Source organism: Nisaea sediminum (genome assembly GCF_014904705.1).
GTDB lineage: Bacteria > Pseudomonadota > Alphaproteobacteria > Thalassobaculales > Thalassobaculaceae > Nisaea > Nisaea sediminum.
This window is the reverse complement of sequence record NZ_JACZCQ010000006.1, coordinates 234040-255403: the sequence shown is the minus strand read 5'-3', so window position 1 is coordinate 255403 and position 21364 is coordinate 234040. Positions and strand designations below refer to the sequence as shown.

The window sequence follows — 21364 nt, the reverse complement described above, 5'->3', positions numbered from 1 at the left end:
TCGATCTGCCGGCCCGTTGCGCAACGGAGGCCTATCGAAGAAGAGGATTTCGGACGTTTCATATCCGAAATCGCGCGCGGGTCAACCTGTGTACGTGTTTGCCCGACGTCTTTCAGACGCGTTTGCGTGCCTTCGTTTCACAAGCGCGGATTTTCTTCCGCCAAAAGAGTGCGCTCGGCGAGGGCGTTGAGCACATGGCAATCCTTGCTGGACGAGTCGGGGCAGCCTGTGGAGATGCGGCGGAGTTCCGTTTCGAGCCGTCTCAGCTGGGCGATCCGCGCCTGGACCTGACCGAGCTGTTCCCTGGCGATGCGTGTTGCATCGCTGCAGGATTTCTCGGGATGATCGCTCAGGTCGATAAGCTCCCGGATTGCATCGATCGAGAAGCCGAGATTGCGTGCGTTCTTGATGAAGCCGAGCCGCATGACCGCCTTGTCCGTATAGCGCCGCTGATTGCCTTCCGTGCGGTCCGGCGCGGCGACGAGCCCGACTTGTTCATAATAGCGGATGGTCGGGATCTTGATCCCGGTATGTCGTGACAAGGCACCAATCGAGTGCATCGCGATACCCCTTGAACCTCTAGTAACTAGAGAGAGTAACCTTGTCTGCGATACCTCGGAAAGAGCGCGGCGGATAATCGTGTCCCCTCTGGCATCGTCCGCGACGACTTTGGCTGGCTCTCCGAAGGTGGATCGGGAGATCTGTCGGTGGTTGCGGGACGGATGCGGGCCCTGAGGAAGATCGTCGAGTTGGGGGGAGCAATCTCCGCGATGGTCTTTCTCCCGGCGCTGATCGCGGTGTCGATCTTTGACATCACCGGACGTCGGTTCCTGCAATACAGCTCGACCTTCCTGCAGGAGCTCGCCTGGCACTTCTTCTTCGGCTGCGTGATGCTGTGTATCGGCTACGCCTACCTGATGGACCGCCATGTCCGCGTCGACATACTGCGCGAGCGGCTGCCGGCGCGTCTGAAAACGCGATTGGAGCGCGTGCTTCTGGTCGCCCTCGCTCTTCCGTCTTGCCTCGTTCTTTTCTGGTTCGGAACCGATATGGCCTGGGTTTCCTTTACCCAGGACGAGGGCTCGCGCGCGGCACTGGGACTGTCGGCGCGCTGGATTGTCAAATCGGCCTTGCCGCTTGGCATGTTGCTGCTGCTTCTTGCGGTTCTCTATCGGCTTTTCCATCCCGCAAGTGACCGCGCAGATGCTGATTGAGTATCTGCCGCATCTGATGCTCCTTGCGCTTGTCCTGCTGCTGATCACCGGCTTTCCGGTCGGAGGAGTGCTCGCGGGCGTCGGGGTCGCCTTCGCCCTTCTCGGCGTTGCGATCGGGGAATATCCATTGCCGTCGCTGTTTCTCATTCCCAACAAGGTCTACCAGTCCATTGGCGAGAACCTGACCTATCCGGCCGTTCCGATGCTGCTCTTCATGGGGGTGGCACTCGAAAGCAGCGGCGCCGCGCGGGAGTTGTTGCTTTGCCTGCAGCGTGTCTTCGGCCGGATACCCGGGAGCATGTGCATATCGGTGATCCTGATCGGATTGCTGCTGGCTCCGCTGGCGGGCGTTATCGGAGCGTCGGTCGCGACGATCGCCGTGGCGGCGTTGCCGACCATGCTGCACCAGCGTTACCGGCCTGAGATTGCGACCGGCGTGGTCGCCGCTTCCGGGACGCTCGGTGTCATCGCGCCGCCGGCGATCATGCTGTTCTTCCTGTCGGACGCGCTGGAGCTGACGATCGGGAGCATGTTTCTGTCCCCGATCCTCCCGGTCCTGGGACTTGCGCTCGCATTCATGGCGTTCTTCGTGCTCGCGGACGTTGTGCGGCGGAGGCCGGGGGCGGACAGGAGCCCGGTCGCCGTAAGCGGCTCTCTTCCGGTCTATCTGCTTCGCGGTCTGGTGCTGCCGGTCGGGCTCATCGCCCTTGTCCTCGGCTCGATCGTTGCCGGGTGGGTCTCGCCGACAGAGTCCGCTGCGGTGGGGGCCGTCGGTGGCGGTGCGATGATCTTCATCTATCGCGGGTTCGATCTCGCCCTGCTGCGCCAGGCCCTGTACCGGACGATGGAGATCACCGGCATGGTGTTCTTCGTCGTCATGGGCGCGAGCATTTTCTCGATGGTGTTCCGCTTCTATGGCGGTGACGATATTGCGATCGGCCTTTTCGACCATCTCGCGCTTGGTGATTTCGCGGTTCTCGCGGCCGTGCTGGGTATCATTTTCGTGCTCGGATTCTTCATCGACTGGATCGAGATCACCCTCGTTTCGCTCCCTATCCTCTACCCCGCGATTCAGGATCTGGATTTTTCGCTCTATGTCGGGTCCGAACAGATGGCGCGTGTCTGGATCGGCGCACTGATTGCCCTGGTTCTACAGACCTCGTTTTTGACCCCGCCGTTCGGCTTTGCGCTGTTCTTTCTGAAGGGAGCCGCTCCGCGCTCCATCCGGATGGCTGAGATCTATCGGGGTGTCGTTCCTCTGGTCGCGATCCAGCTTCTGATGATCGGAACGGTGCTTTTCTTCCCTGTGATCGCGACATGGCTTCCCGCGACCGTCCTGGATCTCCGATAGACAGCGTGGCCGCTGCGGCTGGCCGGCGGCTCTCCCAAATCCGGGGCCGGTTCCAATAGGAAATCCGCGCCCGAATGCGGAACATGCGACAATTGATCCTGCGCAGAAATTTCGGCCGCCACTTATAGTCGATGCCATGGATCCCGATTGGCTCGCGACGATGGAACAAGGGCTGAACCGGATGAGGTTTCCGTCATGAACGGTGAGGGGACGCCCGGATCCGTATCTGTGGTCTACGATGGCGCCTGCCCGATTTGCAGGTCCGCCGCCCATGCGGTGACTCTCCGCAAAGAACACGGCGCGCTCGCGCTCGTCGATGCCCGCACGATGCCCGGGCACCGGCTTTGCCGGACGGCGGAGGCAAAAGGCCTCGACCTCGACAAGGGGATGCTGATCGAGGCCGGCGGGCGTCTTTATTATGGGGCGGAGGCGACCCTCTTCCTCGCGAGCTACGGCGATCCCAACCGTTTGACGACGAAGCTCGCCCGGCTGCTGAAACGCTCGCGCATCGCGTCGGAGACGGCTTACGTCATGCTCCGTGGCGTTCGAAAGCTCCTGCTGTTCTTGCGCGGTGTGGACGGTCTGCAGAAGCCGAGCGACGCGGGCCGCCCGATCTTTGCTCCGGTTTTCGGTGACGACTGGGAGCGCCTTCCTCCGGTCATCCGGCGGCACTATCCGAACCGGCCCTTTTCAGATGACGTGACCCGGGTCGAGGGTGTGCTCGACGTCATGAGCGCCGGCCCGGTCCGGCTGCTTGCGCCGGTGCTCTCCGCCCTTGGACAGATTCCGGCCCGCAACGAAAGCGGCGTGCCGGTGACGGTGACCTTCAGAAGCGATCCCGGCAGCGCGGCCTTCGTCTTCGACCGAGAGTTCCGCTTCAGCGACGGCGACTATCATTTCCGCTCGCGCATGCTCCATCTCGGCGGCGGCGAGGTCGTGGAAATCATGCGCTACGGATTTTACTGGCGCTGCCGCTACGCCTGGCGCGAGGGGAAGGTGATGCTCGCCCATCGCGGCTACGGGATCCGGCTTTTCGGGCGCCACGTGCCACTGCCGCTCGGCCTGCTGCTGGGGCGGAACGAGGCCGAGGAGGTTCCGCTGGACGCGGGCAGTTTCGGGATGATGACCCGGATCACTCATCCGCTTTGGGGCCGGGTCTATGAATATCGTGGCCGCTTCAGTTTCATGGAGGACGGGTGATGCCGCTGGATTCGGCCGCGTTCAGATCTGAGGGAGAACTGTTCCGGGAGGTCATGGGGGCCGAATGGTCGAAGCTGCATCCGGATATCCAGAAACGTTTCGAGAAGAACCCCGCACCGGGAGCGCCGCTGCGTTATCAGGGTGTTCTGGACGAGCTTTCCTGTTCCCTTGCCGGAAAACTGCTCGGCTTCCTGACACGGCCGCTCATAAAGGGGGCGCTGATCCCTCATAGTGCCACCGGCGTACCCGTCGATATCCAGGTCTATACGGAGCCGGGCGACCCCGCGATCTACAAGCACCGGATCTACCGGCTTCCGGGCCGCAAACCGGTCGAGTTCACCTCCTACATGCGCCGGAGCGATCGGGGCGAGGTCCTCGAATATGTCGGCTTCGGCCTCGGCATGAAGCTGCTTGTCTTCGAGAAGGACGGAAACCTGCATTTCCGCAGCGACGGCTATTTCTGGGATCTCGGTTTCGTCCGTCTGCCCGTGCCGGACCTGCTCTCTCCGGGTAAGACCTATCTCATGCATCTGAACGAGGGCGCGGGACGGTTCCGTATCCGGATCGACATCGAGCACTCGCTGTTCGGCCGGATGTTCGTGCAGGCGGGCGTCTTCGAGGAGGTGCAGGGGTGAGCGCGCGCATTCTCGTCCTCGGCGGCTACGGGACCTTCGGCAGTTTCATCTGCCGCAGACTTTCCGAGACCGTGGGCCTCACGATCATCGTCGCCGGTCGCTCGCTCGAGAAGGCGCGGGCCTTGGCTGCCCAACTGCCTGTCGCCGAGGCGGAGCGGATCGACGTGACGGAGCCTCTGGACGCGGCGCTCGCTCGGGTCCGCCCGGATATCGTTATCCACACCTCCGGCCCGTTCCAGGGCCAGAGCTACGCCGTCGCCGAGGCCTGTATCCGGGCTGGAAGCCATTATATTGATCTCGCCGACGGGCGCGACTTCGTCTCCGGAATCGGTGTGCTGGACGCCGCGGCGCGAGAGCGCGGCGTCACCTTGGTGAGCGGCGCGAGCTCCGTTCCCGCCCTGACGTCTGCCATCGCAGATCACTATCGTCCGCGCTTCGCCGAGATGCGCGAGCTGGATTACGCGATCACGACCGCGCAACGTACCGGACGGGGCCTCGCGACGACGCGGGCAATTCTCGGCTATGTCGGCCAGTCTTTCCTTACGATCGAGGACGGCCGACCGAAAACGGTCCATGGCTGGCAGGGGTTGACCTGGCGGCGCTACCGGCAGGCCGGCAGACGCTTCCTCGGCTATTGCGACATTCCCGATCACGCGATCTTTCCCGGACGGTATCCCGGATTACGCACCATCCGGTTCCGCGCCGGCCTCGAGGTCCCTCTCGCCCATCTCGGCCTCTGGGCCCTCTCCTGGTTTGTCCGTATCGGCGCGGTCCGCACTCTGGCGCCGTTGGCGCCGGCGCTGCTTGGGCTTTCCAACCGGTTCGACCGTTTCGGCACGGATGTCTCCGCCTTCCACATGCGGCTGAGCGGGGCGAGCCGAGACGGCACGGATATCTCTGTCACTTTCGAGCTGACGGCGCGGTCCGGGGACGGCCCGAACATTCCCTGCGTTCCCGCCATCCTGTTGGCGTGCAAACTGGCAGACGGTACGCTTCGTCGTCCCGGTGCAATACCCTGCGTCGGTCTGATCAGCCTGCATGACTATCTTGCCGAGCTGGCCTCGCTCGATATCTCGTGGGACGAGACGGAAGCCGCCTGAAGTTCGATAATTTCAACGATTACAGATAATTATGAGGCTTTCTCCGCTTCACCGCAGATTAAAGCTTGCGATAATACCAACTGGTTGGTATGTATTTTTCATGCCAAGACCGACAAAACACTCTCCCGAACGCGGCGATGCCCGCACCCGCCTCCTTGAGGCTGCCCGGGACGTGATCCGGGAGCAGGGCTTTGCCGCGACCAGCGTCGACGCGCTCTGTACCCGGGCGGGGGTCACCAAGGGTGCCTTCTTCCATCATTTCGAGAGCAAGGAGGCGCTCGGTGTTGCGGCGGCCGACTACTGGTCGGAGACGACCGCCGCGTTTTTCGCGAGCGCGCCGTATCATGCGCACGAGGACCCGCTTCGGCGGGTCCTGGGATATATCGATTTCCGACGCGAGATAATTGCGGGCGAGCTGGCCGAGTTCACCTGCCTTGTCGGCACCATGAGCCAGGAAGTCTACGACTCTCATCCGGCGATCCGTGCGGCCTGCGCCGAGAGCATTCTTGGACACGCCGCGGCGCTTGAGCCGGATATCGAAGCGGCCATGCAGCGTCATGACGTGACCGGCGACTGGAGTGTCGCGAGCCTCGCCCGGCATACCCAGGCGGTGCTGCAGGGCGCCTTCATCCTCGCCAAGGCGACCGGCGATCCCGCCGTCGCGATCGAGAGCGTCGATCACCTGAGACGCTATATCGAGCTGCTGTTCGCCACCGGAAAACCGGTCCGGCACTGATTTCCGAGAGAGACCATCATGCGAAAGATCAGGATCTTCGAGCATATCTCGCTCGACGGAATCATCCAGGGACCGGGCGGTCCGGACGAGGACCGTGACGGCGGGTTCGAGCACGGCGGCTGGGTCTGGCCGCATTCGGATCCGGCCCGGCGATCTGGTGGTATCCACCCACAGCGAACCCTTCGACCTGCTGCTCGGCCGCCATACCTACGACATCTGGAGCGGCTACTGGCCGACCGCAGAGGCCGGGCCGATCGCGGACAGCATCAATGGCGCGACGAAGTACGTTGCGACCCGCCGACCGGACAGTCTCGACTGGGAGCCGGTCGAAAGCCTCGGCGCGGATATCGCCGAAGGCGTTCGCCGTCTGAAGGCGACGGACGGTCCCGACCTGATCCTCTGGGGCAGCTCGAGCCTGACACCCTTGCTGCTCGGCGAAGGGCTGGCCGACGAGGTCACGCTCTTCGTCTATCCGGTGCTGCTCGGAACCGGAAAGCGCTTCTTCTCCGATGCCGCGGGCCCGCAGACGCTTTCACTGATCAGCTCGACGGCCACCGCTTCCGGCACCCTCATCAATCACTTCACGCGTGGCGCCCCGTTCCGGACCGGAGATTTTCGCGACGACAGGACCTGAGCGGTCGCATTTCGCACCGCATTCGCAATTGGAGCATAGATCATGACCGAGACTGAAAACGACCTCGTCCTCAGCCGTACCTATGACGCGCCCCGCGCCGCGATCTGGCGCTGCTGGACCGAACCCGAGCTGCTGATGCAATGGTTCTGCCCCAAGCCCTGGTTCGTCTCCGAGGCGCGGATGGACCTCCGTTCCGGCGGCGAGTTCTTTACCCGGATGAACGGCCCCGATGGCGAGTCATTCGGCAATGCCGGTGTCTTTCTCGAAATCGTCCCGGGCGAGAAGCTCGTCTTCACCGATGCCTTCACGCCCGGCTGGCGCCCCTCCGGCCGGCCTTTTATGTGCGCCGAAGTGGTGCTGAAGGATGCGCCCGGCGGCAAGACGGACTATCTCGCCCGCGCCATGCACTGGAGCGCCGAAGCGAAGCAGGAGCATGAGGCCATGGGCTTCCATGACGGCTGGGGCAAGGCGGGTGAGCAGCTGGAGGCGCTGGCGCAGTCGCTGTGAGCAAGCAAAGGGACTAAACGAAAAACGGCCCGGAAGTCTCCTTCCGGGCCGTCTTGATCTTCACTCGGACGCGAGCGCTTACTTCTGCAGCTCGGTCCAGATCGCGGTGTAGAGATCGCGCGATTCCGGCGGGCAGGTCGGCAGGAACTTGCCGGCGGCACGCAGCGCTTCCGGCGTGACGATTTCCGGTGCGGTCTTCATCTCCTCCGGCATGAACGCCTCGGAGCCGTCGACGCCGTTCGCGTAGCGCGCGAAGGCGGAGATCATCGCGGCGTTCTCCGGATCCATGATGAAGTTCTGGAACAGCTTGGCGTTCTCGGCGTTTTTGGCGTCCTTCAGAACGGCGACGGAATCCATCCAGAGCGGATAGCCTTCCTTCGGATAGCCGTAGGCCACCTTCGGGTTGTTCAGCCGGGCGCGGAAGGTCGAGCCGTTCCAGTTCACGGTCGCCTTGTATTCGCCGCTGGAGAGCTTGTCGGTGGTGCCGTAATCCATCGACAGCCATTTCGGCTTCGCCGCCATCAGCGTGTCGCGGACCTTTCTCAGCACCGTCTTGTCGGTGGTGCAGGCCTCGCCGCCGACATAGAACAGGGTCAGGTTGATGACGTCGTTCATTTCCGGGACGACATTGACCTTGCCGACCAGTTCCGCCGGCGGGTCGAGGAAGATCGCCGAGGTGTTGATGTCGCCGCCATAGACCGAGGTATCGACCGCGACGCCGGTGGTGCCCCACTGCCAGGGAACGGTGTAGTGGCGGTTCGGATCCCAGGTGACGTCCTGCCACTGCTTGGAGAGATGCTTGAAGTTCTCCATCTGGTCCGGGCGGCTCTCGAGCAGCAGTCCCTTCTCGACATAGATCGGCACGTAGTTGTTGGTCGGCACCACGATGTCGAAGCCGTGTCCGCCGGCCTCGATCTTGGTCAGCGCGGTGGTGTTCGAGTCATAGTCGGTGAGTGTGACCTTGACGTCGTAGGTCTTCTCGAATTTCTCGATCAGCTTGGGGTTGGTGTAGTTGCCCCAGTTATAGATGTTCAGTTCGCCCGCGGCGAAGGCCGGTGCGCTCAGGGCGAGCGTCGCGGCGGCTGTCAGTGCAAGCAAGGACGTACGCATGAGAATCTCCTTTCGTGCGCCTCTGTTCTGTTCTTTTCCGTTCACGGTTTCTTGTCGTTGCCCCTCCCGGTGAGGAGGAAGAAGGCGGTGAGCAGCACAATCGTCAGCCCGAGCAATGCCGTCGAGATGGCGTTGACCTCCGGCGTGACCGCCCGCCGCAATTGACCGAGCATATAGGTCGGCAGGGTATCCTGTCCGGCCGACTTCACGAACTCGGTAATGATGACGTCGTCGAGCGAGATGACGAAGGCGAGCATCGCGCCGGCGACGATGCCCGGCAGGACCAGCGGCAGGGTGACCCTGCGGAAGGTCTGCCAGGGCGTGGCGTAGAGATCCGCCGCCGCGATCTCCAGCGTGCGGTCCATGCCCTCGAGGCGGGCCCGGATCGGCAGATAGGCGAAAGGCACGCAGAAGGCGGAATGGGCGAGGATCAGGTAGCCGAGGCCGGAATAGCCGGTCGCGACCTTGATCGAGGCGAAGAAGATCAGCAGCGCCACCGCGGTGACGATCTCCGGCACCATCAGCGGCTGGTTTATCATCACATAGATGAAGGTGTTGCCCGGGAATCTCGCCGTCCGCGTCGTTCCGAGCGCCGCCATGGTCGCCAGCACCGTCGAGATGCCGGAGGCCCAGAGCGCGATCACCAGCGAGCGGATTGTGGCTTCCTGCACCAGCTCGTTCTCCGCCGCGATGGCGTACCAGCGGAAGGAGAAGCCCTGCCAGAGCGCGACCGAATCCCCCGCATTGAAGGAATAGATCACGATGATCACGATCGGGGCGTAGAGCGCGGCGAAGCAGGCCATGGTGATCGGCGTCACGCCCGGCAGCTGCCGGACGGAGAAGGTTTTCCGCCTGCGCTCAGCCATGCGGCTCCTCCCGCGAGGAGGCCCGGACATAGAGCAGCAGCGCGGCCATCACGATGAACAGCAATAGGATCGAGAGCGAGGCACCGAGCGGCCAGTTCCGGCCCTGGCCGAACTGCAGCTCGATGAAATTCCCGATCATCATGTTCTTGCCGCCGCCGAGCACCCGCGGCGTCACATAGGCGCCGAGCGAGGGCACGAAGACCAGGATCGAGCCGGCGACGATGCCCGGCTTGATGATCGGCAGGATGATGCGGCGGAACACCTGCACCCGGTTCGCATAGAGGTCGTATCCGGCCTCGACGAGGCGGAAGTCCAGCCGCTCGATCGCGGCATAGAGCGGCAGCACCATCAGCGGCAGATAGACATAGGACATGCCGATCAGCACGGCGGTGTCGGTATAGAGGATCTGCAGCGGCTCCGCGATTACGCCGAGGTCGATCAGCGCGTTGTTCACGATGCCCTCGTTGCGCAGCATCTCGAGGATCGCGAAGGTGCGGATCAGCAGGTTGGTCCAGAACGGGATGGTGATCAGGAAGAGCCAGAACATGCGCTGGCGGCCGGAGCGGGTGGCGATGAAATAGGCCGTCGGCAGGCCGAGCAGCAGCGTGATCAGCGTGGTCGAGAGCGAGAGCCGGACGGAACGCCAGAAGATCGTCAGATGCGCGTCGGCGAGCCCGATCGTGTCGTCGAAGATGTCCCGCGAGAACAGGATCTGGAACCAGGCATTGAAGCTCGGCTCCCAGATCACGCCGCTGAAATCGCCGGGTTTCAGGAAGGAATAGACCAGCACGATCAGCAGCGGGCCTGAGGCGCCGACGAGCAAGAGTGTCAGCGCCGGCAGGGAGAGCAGCCAGTTGCGCCTGACCCGGCGGGCCGCCGCGTCGGCTTCGAGGGTTCTAAGGCTGCCGCTCGCCTCGCTCATGCGTTTTCCTCGACGACGCGCAGCGCGCCTGTCGCGAAGCGGATGCCGGTGCGTCCGCCTTTCTCCAGGCCGGCGTCGGAGCGTGCCGTGACGCGCGCGACGAGCACGGTTCCGTCGCCGAGCTCGATATGGGCATGCATGTCGGTGCCGAAATAGACCAGCTCGCTGATGGTCCCGGAGAGGATACCGTCGGCCTCCGGGCAGAGGTCGATCTGCTCCGGGCGGACCGCAACGGTGACGCGGGTGCCGGCGCTCGGAGTGTCGGGGATGACGGCGGGGGCGGAGTTGCCGTTGCCGAATTTGACCGTCCCGGCTCCGGCCACTTCGGCGGGTAGGAAGTTGGACTCGCCGATGAAGTCCGCGACGAAGCGGTTGGCGGGCGCGTTGTAGATCTCGCGCGGGGCGCCGATCTGCAGGATCCGGCCGGCGCTCATCACCGCGATCCGGTCCGACATGGTCAGCGCTTCTTCCTGGTCGTGGGTGACGAAGATGAAGGTGATGCCGGTCTCGAGCTGCATCCGCTTCAGCTCGATCTGCATCTGCTTGCGCAATTTGAGGTCGAGGGCGGAGAGCGGCTCGTCGAGCAGCAGGACGGACGGCCGCGGCGCGAGCGCGCGGGCGAGCGCGACGCGCTGCTGCTGGCCGCCGGAAAGCTGCGAGGGATAGCGCTCTGCCATCTGCTCCATGCGGACCAGCGCCAGAACCTCGGCGACCGCCGCGCCGATCTCTGCCTTCTGCTTGCCGCGCATCTCGAGCCCGAAGCCGACATTCTGGGCCACCGTCAGGTGCGGGAAGAGGGCGTAGCTCTGGAACACGGTGTTGACCGGCCGCCGGAACGGGGGATCGGTGGTGATGTCCTTGCCGTCGAGAATGATGCTGCCGAAGGTCGGGGTCTCGAAGCCGGCGATCATCCGGAGCAGGGTGGTCTTGCCGCAGCCGGACGGGCCGAGAAGGGTGAAGAACTCGTTGGTGTGGATATCGACGGAGACATCGTCGAGCGCGCGGAGACCGCCCTCGGTCGGGCCGAAGATCTTGGTGATCGATTGGGCCGAAACCGCGACGTCGGTCATCAGCGCCCCTCCCTTGCCAGTGGCGGACGTTTGTTGAACCAGGGCGCCGCCCGTTCGAGCTCGGCACAGACGCTCATCAGGAGTTCATCCGCGCCGAAGGGGGCAGCGATATGGACGCCGATCGGCAGGCCGTCGCGCGACCATGACAGAGGCAACGAGGCCGCGGGCTGGCCGGAAGCGTTGAAGCAGGCTGTGTAGGGCGAATAGGCGAACACTCCGTCCGGGCCGAGCCGGTAGTCGAGATAACTTTCCCTGTCGTGGGAGAAACGCCCGACCCTCGCCGGAGGTTCCGCGAGCGTCGGGCTGACCAGCAGGTCGTAGCGATCGAGGAAGCCGGCCATCTGCCGTCCGTAGGCGTGCACCGTCTCCAGCGCATCAAGGTAATCGGCGCCAGAGATCGTCCGGGCGTACTCGCAGGCGCTGCGCGCGACCGGTTCCAGATCGTCAGGCTGCAGCTCGCGTCCGAGCTTCGCGAGCTTCTGGCTGACGCCGAGCGCGGTGCCGCAGGCGACGATCGAGGTCCAGGACTGCATCATGCCCATCGTGTCCACCTCGGGACGGGCGATCTCGACATGGTGGCCCATCTGTTCCAGCAGCTTCGCCGCCGCTTCGGCCGCCGCGGCGCATTCCGGATGGACTTTGTCGCCGTCGAAGGTCGTCGTACAGAGCGCAACCCGCAGACCTTTCGGGTGTTTCTCCATCGCCTCGATGAAGCTGCCTTCGAGCGGCGGTGCCACATAGGGAGCGCCCAGCTCCGGGCCGGAGCCGATATCGAGCAGCAGTGCGTTGTCGCGCACCGAGCGGGTGAGGAAGCCCTCGATCGCCATGCCGCCCCAGCCCTCGCCGGAGGCTGGGCCGTCGGGAAGCCGGGCCCGTGTCGGCTTGAAGCCGACGAGGCCGCAGCTGGAAGCCGGAATGCGGATCGAACCGCCGCCGTCGGAGCCGTGCGCGGCGGGAACGATCCCGGCCGCGACCGCGGCGCCGGAGCCGCCGGAGGAGCCGCCCGGCGTGTGGTTGAGATTCCATGGATTTCGCGTCGGCCCGCCATAGACCGCAGCCTCGGTCGCGCAGCCGATGCCGCCTTCGGGCGAGGTCGTGCGGGCGAAGACCACGAGGCCGGCCGAGAGCAGCCGTTCGACCAGCGTGGAATTGTAGGAATAGGTCGTGTTCCGGAGCAGGCGCGAGCCGTTATTGCCGGGAAAACCGATGGCCTCGGCGCCGAGATCCTTCAGCAGGAACGGCACGCCTTTGAGCGCTCCGTCGGGCAGGCCGGCAGCGATATTGGCGCGGGCGCGATCCGCCTGAACCTGGGTGACGGCATTCAGCGCGGGGTTGAGGGCGTCGACCCGCTCCAGTGCGGTGGAGAGCAACTCGTCCGGGCTGAAATCGCCCTTCGCGACGCCCTCGGCCAGTCCGGTTGCGTCGAAGTCGTCGTAGTCCGGGAGGCCCTGCATTTTCTTACTGTTTTCGCATGGTTGGAATACGGGATACGCGGCTGATCTGGCTCAAACAGTAGCAATTACGCGCTGGCGTACAACGATTATTCTGGTGGACCAGGTCGGCCCGGCGGTGCTCCGGAGGCGTTCATTGCCCCGGATAACGCTCGTCCGGGGCATGTGGTCGGCGGTTTCCGGGACGGCCCGGAAGCGAGCTGGCTACGGATGCGTCTCGGACGGCGCGTAGGGTCCGGAGGTCGGCGTCTCCGCCAGATCCGAGGGGCGGAAGCTGTCGATCCGGGCGAGGTTCCACGGGGTCGCGAAGGCGACAGGACAATCCTCCTCGAAGAGCTGCCCCGGTTTCAGGCGGTGATGCAGGATGCTGGTCGGGTCGGTCGCGCGGATATGCAGCGTCTCCGGCCGGATCTGGCTCGGATCGTCCAGCCCCATGGCGCCCAGCATCTCGGCGAAGCCGTGCAGCGTGTTGCGGTGGAAGTTCGCCACCCGCTTGTACTTGTCCTCGACCACCAGCCCGCGCTGCCGCGTCGGGTCCTGCGTCGCGACGCCGGTCGGGCAGCGGTTGGTGTGGCAGGCCCTTGCCTGGATGCAGCCGACCGCGAACATGAAGCCGCGGGCCGAATTGCACCAGTCGGCGCCGAGCGCAAGGGCGGTCGCGATATCCGCGCCGGAGATGATCTTGCCGCTGGCGCCGATCCGGATCCGTTCCCGCAGCCCGGCGCCGATCAGGGTCTGGTGGACGAAATGCAGGCCCTCGCGCAGCGGCATGCCGAGGCTGTTGGTGAATTCCACCGGCGCAGCGCCGGTGCCGCCCTCCTTGCCGTCGACGACGATGAAATCGGGATAGGCGCCCTGCGCGATCATCGCCTTGCAGATCGCCATGAACTCGTGCGGATGGCCGACGCAGAGCTTGAAGCCGACCGGCTTGCCCTTCGCGAGCCGGCGCAACTCCGCGAGGAAGGAAACCATGCCCTCCGGCGTCGAGAAGGACGGATGGCAGGCCGGGGAGATGCAGTCCCGGCCCATCGGGATACCGCGGGTCTCGGCGATCTCGGGCGTGATCTTGGAGGCGGGCAGGACGCCGCCATGGCCGGGCTTCGCGCCCTGGGAGAGTTTCAGCTCGATCATCTTGACCTGAGGGTCTGCGGCGGTCGCGGCGAACTTTTCCGGGTCGAACTTCCCGTCCGCGGTGCGGCAGCGGAAATAGCCCGCCGCGATCTGCCAGATCAGGCGGCCGCCATGGCGCCGGTGATGCGGCGAGATCGAGCCTTCCCCGGTATCGTGGGCGAAGCCGCCGGCGGCGGCGCCCTTGTTGAGCGCGGCGATCGCATTGGCGCTGAGGGCGCCGAAACTCATGCCGGAGACGTTGAAGAGCGAGATGTCGTAGGGCTGCGTGCAGTCCGGCCCGCCCACCCTGCGGCGGAAATTGTCCGTCTTCGGGTGAACCGGGGCGAGGGAATGGGTGAAATACCCGTAGCCCGCCTTGTAGACGTCCAACTGGGTGCCGAAGGGAACGGTCTCCTGTTCCTGCTTGGCGCGCTGGTAGACCAGCGAGCGTTGTTCCCGGTTGAACGGAAAGGCGTCGGCATCGCTCTCGATCAGGTACTGGCGGATCTCCGGACGGATGCCCTCGAAGAGCCAGCGCATATGGGCGAGGACGGGATAGTTGCGGAGCAGGCTGTGCCGGATCTGGACGAGATCGCGGATGCCGAGGAGCGTCAGGAAGGCGAAGACGGGAAAGGCGAGCCATGCCCAGGTAAAGCCAGCCAGCCCGAGCCCGAGCGCGGCGACGGCCGCTGCGGCGATCACCGCAAAGAAAGCAAAGCGCACTTAAGTGTCTCCTCCCGGTTGAGTCCGGATCCCCGGGCGAAGGTTAGACGCGGCGGACGCGTGCGGGAAGGGGCTGTGCACGCGCTGGCATCGGCCCGGACTTGCCGCGAGATTGGAGAGGACATCGGAAAAGTGGCGCACCCGAGAGGATTCGAACCTCTGACCTCTGCCTTCGGAGGGCAGCGCTCTATCCAGCTGAGCTACGGGTGCATGCCGGGGCCGTGCCGGGAAAAGCCGGCAGGCGAGCGACGCGGAACCTACCTGCGCGGGCGCCCTCATGCAAGGAGAAAGCGGCGGCGTAGGACGGCCTAGTCCTTGCCGGAGTCCGGGGGCGGTGCGGCGGCGTCGCGCTCGACCCTGGCGATCGCCCGGTCGAGCTGTTCGAGAAGCGCGTCGGTCTCCACCGAACGGGCGAGCACGCCCTGCTCGAAAATCAGATGCAGGGCATCGACATGACGCCGGACGGAGCCGATGCGCCGTTCCAGCGGTTTTTCCATCAATCTCCCGTCACGGGCGACGGGCTTGGTCAGCCGGTCGAGCCTAGCGGCGATCTCCGCGATGACGCCATAGCCGAAGGTCGCGGCCTGGCCTTTCAGGTCGTGGGCAATCCGCATGGCCATGATCCAAGGCTCGGCGGAGCGGCCGCCGGCCTCCTCGATCTCCTCGGCGAGCGCCGAGAGCCGTTTCAGTTCCGCACGCAGTACCGGGCGGTAATCCTCCGCGGTCGGGGCGTCCGTCGGGAGGCAACTGCTGCCGGCCCGGATCTCCAGCTTGTCGGAAAGGCGCCGTGCGGGTGTGCCCGGTCCCTCGAGCTGACGGCGCCGGCGGTCGGGCCCGACATAGCTGTCGGTGGCGAGAAAGTCGCGCGGCCGGGTGAAAACGGAATGCAGGCGCTTCTTCAGCTTGTCGGCGGAAACCGGTTTGACGAGATATTCGGTCACGCCCGCATCGCGCGCAGCGACGACCTGCGGCTCCTCGCTCACGGAGGTGAGCATGACGACCGGAAGACCGCGCAGTTCCGGCGAGCCATGCTGCCGAAGCCCGCTGACGAAGGTGAAGCCGTCGGTCGGCTCCATCATCCAGTCGCAGATGATCACGTCGTAGCGCCGGGCCTTCAGCTTCTCCATCGCGTCCGAACCGTCGGTCGCCTCGCCGATCTCGCCGAATCCGAATTCGCGCAGCAGCGAACGCAGCAGCTGCCGCATCAGATGACTGTCCTCCACGATCAGCGCGGAGCGGGAATCGAAGAGGCTGTCGCTTGGACCGGACGCCTTTCTCACGCCTGCTCCTCCTCTTCGGCCATGAAGGCGGCAAGGGCGTCGCGCTGCGCGCCGGTCAGTTCCGTCTCGCGTTCGGACGCGCCGTTCCGCCCCGGGGCCGGTGTTCGGCAGCGCTCGACGATGTCGTCGCGGCCGAGGACCTCTCCGATCCGGCGCAACAATCCCGGTTCGGAAATCGGTTTGACCACGGCCGCAGCCATTCCGGCCTCAATGAAGCGGTCGAGATCTTCCGGTAGTGCGTCGGCAGTCAGCGCCAGGACCGGCGGCGTCGAACCATCCAGGCGCTGCTTCAGGACCTTCATGGCGGTCAGGCCATCCATCCGGGGCATGTTGATGTCCATCAGGATGCAATCGTACGCGTCCTCGACCGCGCGCTCGACGGCTTCCTTTCCGTCCCGGGCGAAGACGTAGCTCGCGCCGTGGCGGCGCAGGATGTGCGCGACGACCTGCCGGTTGGTCGCATTGTCCTCAGCGACGAGCAGCCGTAGGCCGACCAGCAGCGGTTCGGCGAAAATCTGGCGCTCCACCGGCACGTCGATATCGGAAATCGTGACCGGAAGGCTTATGGAGAAGGTGCTGCCCTCGCCCGGTTTGCTCCTGACGGTGATCGTGCCGTTCATGCGCTCGACCAGGGCGCGGGTTATCGAGAGACCGATCCCTAGACCCTCGCCGCCTGCCATCTGGGCGAAGCGCTCGAAGATCCGGTGCTGCTGGTCTTCAGGGATCCCGATCCCGGTGTCCGAGACGTCTATCAGCAGGTGCGGGCGCTGACCGGAAGGCGCGACCAGCGCCGCGCGCAGGCGGATCGTTCCGCTCTCGGTGAACTTGACGGCATTGGTCAGGAGATTGACCAGGATCTGCTTGATCCGGCCGCGGTCACCCTGGATTGATTTGCCGTCCAGCCCCGTGGTGTTGACGTGGATTTCGTTGTCCCGGTCCCGCGCCGGGGAGTCGAGCATGGCGGCGACCTCGTGCATCAGGATTTCGGGATCGAAAACAGACTCGTTGAAGCGGAACTTGTCGGTCTCGATCCGGGTCGCGTCGATGACGTCGTCGACGAGCGTGCAGAGCATGTCGGCGGAGGTGGTCGCGGTGTCCGCCATTTCGCGGATCGCCGGGGTCCGCGTCTGGTAGCCGATTTCCCGCATCAATCCGATCATGGCATTCAGGGGGGTGCGCATCTCGTGGCTCATGCTGGCAAGGAAGCGGCTCTTGGCCCGGCTGGATTCCTCCGCCCGCTCAAGCGCCCTCGACAGTTCCCGCCGGCCTTGATGCAGCGCGCCGAGCTGTTTGATCGCGACGAGGGCGAGCAGGCTGCTGATGCCGATGATCACGACGAGGGTTGCGACCAGATAGGTCATGATGTCGAGCAGGGCGAGCTGATGCTCCGTCTGCTCGGCCGCGGCATCGCGCACGACTTCGAGCGAGAGGCGCTGCAAGGGTGCACCGAAGCCGGCGAGCCCTGCCGATATGATGCGGCCCCGGTCGGCCGGATGGGGCGGGGCGGCCGAGAGCCGGTGGTCGATGATCTCAATCGCGGCGAGCAGCTCCGTCAGCACCATGTCGAAGCCGCCGGTCTCGCGGACCGGCCGGTAGGCCTCGCCATTCTGCAATGTCAGGACCCGGCTGACGAAAATGTCGTAGCGTGTCTGGAGATCCTCGGCGGCGATCTTGCCGGTCTCGGACTGCTCCAGTGCGAGCGAGAGTCTCAGATATTCGGCCTGCAGCTGATAGGCCGCCCACTGATAGTTTTCCCGGGGTTCGGCGATCTCGGATTTCAGCTGGCTGTAGATCGTGATCGCCAGTGCCGCTGCCGCCAGGCTGGCGACGATCACCGCGACGGCGGCGACGGTCAGCCGCCGGATCCTCGTCCTGTCCTTGCCCCGAGCGGCGTCCACCTTACTGCACCACGAGCGTACGCAGTTGCCAGGCCGACCAGTTCAGGAAATCGTCGGTCACCAGTTTCGGATCAGAGTCGTAGGGGAAGACGATCCACAGCGGTCCCTTGTCCCGGACGGACATCGGCTTGCCGTTCTGGCGCACGGCGATGATGGCCCCGGCGGCGGAGGCCTCGGCGATCGGAATTTCGGCGGCGTAATCGTTGAGCGCGATGGCCCGCAGCTTGCCACCCAAGGCGGCGACATGCACCAGCAGTGTCTTCAGAGGGATGCCCCTGAATTCCTGCACTCCCTGAGTCCAGGGCGTGCTTGTCCGGATCGTCTCGGTCGCCATCGACTCAAGGGTATCGCGGTCGAAATCGACGGCGCTGCTGCCGGCGATATTACCGCTCACGGTGAGCAGGGGCTCGCCCGCGGCGCTCGCCGGACCGGTCCAGGTCGTGCTGCCGCCCACGACGGCGATTAGGAGAAAGAACGCGCATGCTCTCAGGCAGGTCCGCAACGACATCTGTGCCGCCTCTCATGTGATCGAAGGAGGCGATGGATACCGAAGAATATTTAAAATACGGTTTAAATTTCTCTCTGCATGCCTAGCGTGCCCGGTCCCGCGGGACGCGGCGGCAAAATTCAGGGAGCGGGCGCGCGCTGCCCTTGGCCGCGAGTTCGGCCCCGCTCGGAAGCGGACCGTCCGGATTGTCCAGCCAGGCGGCGATGTCGGCGCTGACCAGATCGCCCTCGAGATCCCTGAACAGCATGTGGTAGCCGTTCTCGTAAAGCGCGAGGCGCCAGCGGCGCACCCCGTCCGGTCCCGCCGGCAGGGTCTGCAGCATGCGGCAGGTCGGACCCCGCGGAATGATCCCATCCTCCTTGCCGTAGAGCACCAGCAGCGGCATGTCGAGCAGGGGGGCGGCCTCTAGCGCCCGGTCCATGAGGCCGGTCAGGCCCCAGGCGGACTCGATCCGCGTCTCCTTGATCATCATCGGGTCGTAGTAGAGCCGCCGCAGCATCTCGATATTGTCCGACGGGAGTTTCGGCAGGGTCTGCGGCCGGACGTGGATCCTGGGAGCGATATGGGCGCCGGCGGTCAGCGCGCCGCGCTGCCAGACATTCATGGTGCTGCGGCCCCAGACTGCGGGCGCGGAAAGCACTGCGCCGTCGAGGCGCGGCGGACCATAGCCTCCGAGTGCCGCCATGATGACGGCTCCTCCCATGCTTTCGCCAAGGGCATAGACCGGCAGGTCCGGGTATGCTCCGCGCAGCAGCTCGGTGACGGTGTCGAGATCGCGGATCATCGCCTCGGCGCCGGCCCAGTCGCCGCGCATCGAAGTGCCGCCGAAGCCGCGCTGGTCGTAGGCGATGACAAGCAGGCCTCTGGCGGCGAGCAGGGGTCCGAGATCGCGATAGGCGCCGGAATAGTCGTTGAAGCCGTGCAGGGCGATCACTGCGGCCTTCGGCCGTCCGTCCGGACTCCAGCGCTGGTAGGGAAGAAGCGCGCCATCCTGCATGATGAGCACGTCGTTCCGGATTTCGGCCGGACGGTGCGCTTCCACGCGCGGTGCGACAGAGGGGGTACACGACGCTCCGGCCAGAAGGGCAAGAGCGGCAATCAGAAGTCCGGTACGCGCCTTACGCCGCATGAATGCGGCCGGCCCCCTGCTTGGCGCTGGTGAGCTCGAGGAAGATGTCCTCGAGATCGCTTTCCTCGGTGCTGATGTCCTGGATGTGGAAGCCGGCTGAGGCGAGTGCGCCGAGGATGCGGGCGATCGGCCCGTCGCTCTTCCGGAACTCGAAGGTCAGCCGGTTGGGGCCGCTGATCTGCACCGAGAAGGACGAGAGCGCATGCGGCAGCTTCTCCGGCACCTCCGGCAGGTCCTCGGCGACGGTCACCGTGACCGTCTTGGCGTCGAGCCGGCGCATCAGGTTTTCCTTGGTGTCGCAGGCAATGACCTCGCCGTGATTGATGATCGCGATGCGGTCGCAGAGCTCTTCCGCCTCTTCCAGATAGTGCGTGGTCAGCAGGATGGTGACGCCGCGCCGGTTCAGTTCGCGGACATTGTCCCAGAGCTTGCGGCGCAGCTCGATATCGACGCCGGCGGTCGGCTCGTCGAGCACCAGGATCGGCGGGTTATGCACCATCGCCTTGGCGACCAGCAGGCGCCGCCGCATGCCGCCTGAGAGCGAGCGGGTATAGGCATCCGCCTTGTCGGCGAGCTCGACCAGCTCGAGGATCTCGTCCGTGCGCCGCTCGGATTTCGGCACGCCATAGAGCCCGGCCTGCAGGTCGAGCAGCTCGCGCGGGCTGAAGAAGGCGTCGATGTTCAGCTCCTGCGGCACGATGCCGATCGCGGCCCGGGCCTGGCGCGGATCCTCGTCGATATCGATGCCCCAGACCTTTGCCGTTCCGCCGCTCTTGTTCACCATGCCGGCGAGGATGTTGATCAGCGTCGATTTGCCGGCGCCGTTCGGTCCCAGAAGAGCGAAGATCGAGCCGCGCGGGACTTCGAGATCGATGCCCTTGAGGGCGTGCTTCCGGCGTGGACTGCCGGCCCGGCCGTAGACTTTCTCAAGCCCCTTGATCTCAAGGGCGAGGGCGGGGGCGGTCCGGATGGTCTGGCTCTCGTTGGGCACGGGAAAAGACTCTTTGCAGGCGATTGAAAATACGCGGCGAATGGCTATTATCTCCCGGCATTCCGGGATCGGAGACTGGGCTCAATATAGGTGCCCGCGCGTGGAAGGACCAGTCAGATGGCAAAACCGTTCGAAGTGATCACTGTTACGGACAAGCGCGTCGCCTGCGACGGCGGCAAGGGTGCGCTTGGCCATCCGCGGGTTTTCCTCACGATCGACCATCACGACGGCAAGGTGACCTGCCCTTACTGCTCTCGCGAATTTGTCTACAGCAAGCCCGTCGCGGGCGAAAGCGCGGCCTGACCGGTCACGCCGCGGCCGGTTTGCGGCCCGATAGCTGCCAATAGAGATTTCTCTCTCTCTTCTTCAGGGCGACGCACCTCAATTCGCCGGCCTCCGATGAGACCTCGACATGCTCGAAGCCGGCCGCACGCAATTTCTCGGTCAGTGTCTTGCCGCTGAACGCGGTCCTGTGCGCCATGAAGTCATTGCCCCGGGCGAGCTCCCAGGAGGCGCCGAACAGCATGTCGAGGCCCGTCACGTCTCTCGGGCCCTCCAGGGTATCCGCCTCGTAGAGCTTGGTTTCGGGGCCATGCTTGAGAATGGTCCGGCAGATCGCGACAAGGTCGGGCGTCCGCACGATGGCAAAGCCGGCATCGTCCAGCACGCGGTGGAAGTTGCTGAAGCAGAGCGGGACCTCGTGATAGTCGAGGTGCTCGATATTGTGCTTCGAGAACAGCATGTGTCCCGAACCGTCCGCGACCTTCGACAGGGTCCGGATGTCGTCGACGATATCGGGCTCGACATCGGGATCGAGGTCGATACGGATTTCCGTCCACTGGGTTTCGAAATCCAGCGGCGGCAGGGTTTCCTTGCTCTGGCGTCCGCAGCCGACATGTAGAAGTGTTTTCATCGAGTGCGCATTCCGC

At 64.8% G+C, this 21364-nt stretch carries 22 protein-coding genes and 1 tRNA gene; 9 read left to right on the top strand and 14 right to left on the bottom strand.

Going from position 1 to position 21364, the window contains the following annotated elements; all coding sequences use genetic code 11:
• Positions 1–137: 137 nt before the first annotated feature.
• Positions 138–560, bottom strand: coding sequence for a MerR family transcriptional regulator (locus IG122_RS13230; protein WP_193184254.1), 423 nt, complete (start codon positions 558–560; stop codon positions 138–140).
• Positions 561–707: 147 nt separating this feature from the next.
• Here IG122_RS13230 and IG122_RS13225 point away from each other — a divergent pair, with 147 nt between their 5' ends.
• The 8 genes from IG122_RS13225 to IG122_RS13190 all read left to right on the top strand — a co-directional run bounded on the left by IG122_RS13225 (position 708) and on the right by IG122_RS13190 (position 7377).
• Positions 708–1214, top strand: a complete 507-nt coding sequence (locus tag IG122_RS13225) for a TRAP transporter small permease subunit (RefSeq protein WP_193184253.1) — start codon at positions 708–710, stop codon at positions 1212–1214.
• Complete coding sequence (locus tag IG122_RS13220) at positions 1204–2565, top strand: TRAP transporter large permease (protein ID WP_193184251.1); 1362 nt, start codon at positions 1204–1206, stop codon at positions 2563–2565. Before IG122_RS13225 ends, IG122_RS13220 begins: the two co-directional genes overlap by 11 nt.
• Before the next feature lie 195 nt (positions 2566–2760).
• Positions 2761–3765, top strand: coding sequence for a DUF4166 domain-containing protein (locus tag IG122_RS13215; protein WP_193184244.1), 1005 nt, complete (start codon positions 2761–2763; stop codon positions 3763–3765).
• Positions 3765–4400 carry a DUF4166 domain-containing protein gene (locus IG122_RS13210; protein ID WP_226893554.1) on the top strand — a complete coding sequence of 212 codons (636 nt, stop codon included), beginning with the start codon at positions 3765–3767 and terminating at the stop codon, positions 4398–4400. Before IG122_RS13215 ends, IG122_RS13210 begins: the two co-directional genes overlap by 1 nt.
• On the top strand, positions 4397–5500 hold the full coding sequence (locus IG122_RS13205; protein WP_193184242.1) for a saccharopine dehydrogenase family protein: 1104 nt from the start codon (positions 4397–4399) through the stop codon (positions 5498–5500). The genes IG122_RS13210 and IG122_RS13205 overlap by 4 nt, the downstream gene beginning before the upstream one ends.
• A 100-nt stretch (positions 5501–5600) precedes the next feature.
• Positions 5601–6236: a TetR/AcrR family transcriptional regulator gene (locus tag IG122_RS13200; protein ID WP_193184240.1), complete on the top strand. Its 636-nt coding sequence runs from the start codon at positions 5601–5603 to the stop codon at positions 6234–6236.
• Positions 6237–6330: 94 nt separating this feature from the next.
• Complete coding sequence (locus IG122_RS13195) at positions 6331–6870, top strand: dihydrofolate reductase family protein (RefSeq protein WP_319024883.1); 540 nt, start codon at positions 6331–6333, stop codon at positions 6868–6870.
• A gap of 42 nt (positions 6871–6912) precedes the next feature.
• Entirely contained in the window at positions 6913–7377 is a 465-nt protein-coding gene (locus tag IG122_RS13190; protein ID WP_193184238.1) for an SRPBCC family protein, read from the top strand.
• 78 nt (positions 7378–7455) lie between these two features.
• Here the strand turns inward: IG122_RS13190 and IG122_RS13185 are convergent, their stop codons facing one another.
• The 12 genes from IG122_RS13185 to IG122_RS13130 all read right to left on the bottom strand — a co-directional run bounded on the left by IG122_RS13185 (position 7456) and on the right by IG122_RS13130 (position 20435).
• Positions 7456–8487 carry an extracellular solute-binding protein gene (locus tag IG122_RS13185; protein WP_193184236.1) on the bottom strand — a complete coding sequence of 344 codons (1032 nt, stop codon included), beginning with the start codon at positions 8485–8487 and terminating at the stop codon, positions 7456–7458.
• Positions 8488–8528: 41 nt separating this feature from the next.
• The gene (locus IG122_RS13180) at positions 8529–9353 is read right to left on the bottom strand and encodes an ABC transporter permease (RefSeq protein WP_193184234.1); all 825 of its coding nucleotides are present in this window, start codon (positions 9351–9353) and stop codon (positions 8529–8531) included.
• Positions 9346–10275 (bottom strand): ABC transporter permease, encoded by a 930-nt coding sequence (locus IG122_RS13175; RefSeq protein ID WP_193184232.1) that lies wholly within the window; start codon positions 10273–10275, stop codon positions 9346–9348. Before IG122_RS13175 ends, IG122_RS13180 begins: the two co-directional genes overlap by 8 nt.
• Positions 10272–11345 (bottom strand): ABC transporter ATP-binding protein, encoded by a 1074-nt coding sequence (locus IG122_RS13170; protein ID WP_193184230.1) that lies wholly within the window; start codon positions 11343–11345, stop codon positions 10272–10274. Before IG122_RS13170 ends, IG122_RS13175 begins: the two co-directional genes overlap by 4 nt.
• Positions 11345–12799 (bottom strand): amidase, encoded by a 1455-nt coding sequence (locus IG122_RS13165; protein ID WP_193184228.1) that lies wholly within the window; start codon positions 12797–12799, stop codon positions 11345–11347. The genes IG122_RS13170 and IG122_RS13165 overlap by 1 nt, the downstream gene beginning before the upstream one ends.
• 201 nt (positions 12800–13000) lie before the next feature.
• The gene (locus IG122_RS13160; RefSeq protein WP_319024882.1) at positions 13001–14629 is read right to left on the bottom strand and encodes an FMN-binding glutamate synthase family protein; all 1629 of its coding nucleotides are present in this window, start codon (positions 14627–14629) and stop codon (positions 13001–13003) included.
• 133 nt (positions 14630–14762) lie between these two features.
• Positions 14763–14839 (bottom strand) — tRNA-Arg (locus IG122_RS13155).
• Between the two features lie 98 nt (positions 14840–14937).
• Positions 14938–15909, bottom strand: a complete 972-nt coding sequence (locus IG122_RS13150; RefSeq protein WP_193184226.1) for a response regulator — start codon at positions 15907–15909, stop codon at positions 14938–14940.
• On the bottom strand, positions 15906–17807 hold the full coding sequence (locus IG122_RS13145) for an ATP-binding protein (protein ID WP_193184223.1): 1902 nt from the start codon (positions 17805–17807) through the stop codon (positions 15906–15908). Before IG122_RS13145 ends, IG122_RS13150 begins: the two co-directional genes overlap by 4 nt.
• 1 nt (position 17808) lies before the next feature.
• Positions 17809–18261: a molybdopterin-dependent oxidoreductase gene (locus IG122_RS13140; protein ID WP_193184221.1), complete on the bottom strand. Its 453-nt coding sequence runs from the start codon at positions 18259–18261 to the stop codon at positions 17809–17811.
• Positions 18262–18397: 136 nt separating this feature from the next.
• Positions 18398–19444 carry an alpha/beta hydrolase gene (locus IG122_RS13135; protein ID WP_193184218.1) on the bottom strand — a complete coding sequence of 349 codons (1047 nt, stop codon included), beginning with the start codon at positions 19442–19444 and terminating at the stop codon, positions 18398–18400.
• Positions 19434–20435: an ABC transporter ATP-binding protein gene (locus IG122_RS13130; protein WP_193184216.1), complete on the bottom strand. Its 1002-nt coding sequence runs from the start codon at positions 20433–20435 to the stop codon at positions 19434–19436. The genes IG122_RS13135 and IG122_RS13130 overlap by 11 nt, the downstream gene beginning before the upstream one ends.
• A 117-nt stretch (positions 20436–20552) precedes the next feature.
• Here IG122_RS13130 and IG122_RS13125 point away from each other — a divergent pair, with 117 nt between their 5' ends.
• The gene (locus IG122_RS13125) at positions 20553–20738 is read left to right on the top strand and encodes a zinc-finger domain-containing protein (RefSeq protein ID WP_193184214.1); all 186 of its coding nucleotides are present in this window, start codon (positions 20553–20555) and stop codon (positions 20736–20738) included.
• A 4-nt stretch (positions 20739–20742) separates the two neighbouring features.
• Here IG122_RS13125 and IG122_RS13120 read toward each other — a convergent pair whose 3' ends face one another.
• Positions 20743–21348, bottom strand: coding sequence for a class I SAM-dependent methyltransferase (locus IG122_RS13120; protein WP_193184212.1), 606 nt, complete (start codon positions 21346–21348; stop codon positions 20743–20745).
• Between the last annotated feature and the right edge of the window lie 16 nt (positions 21349–21364).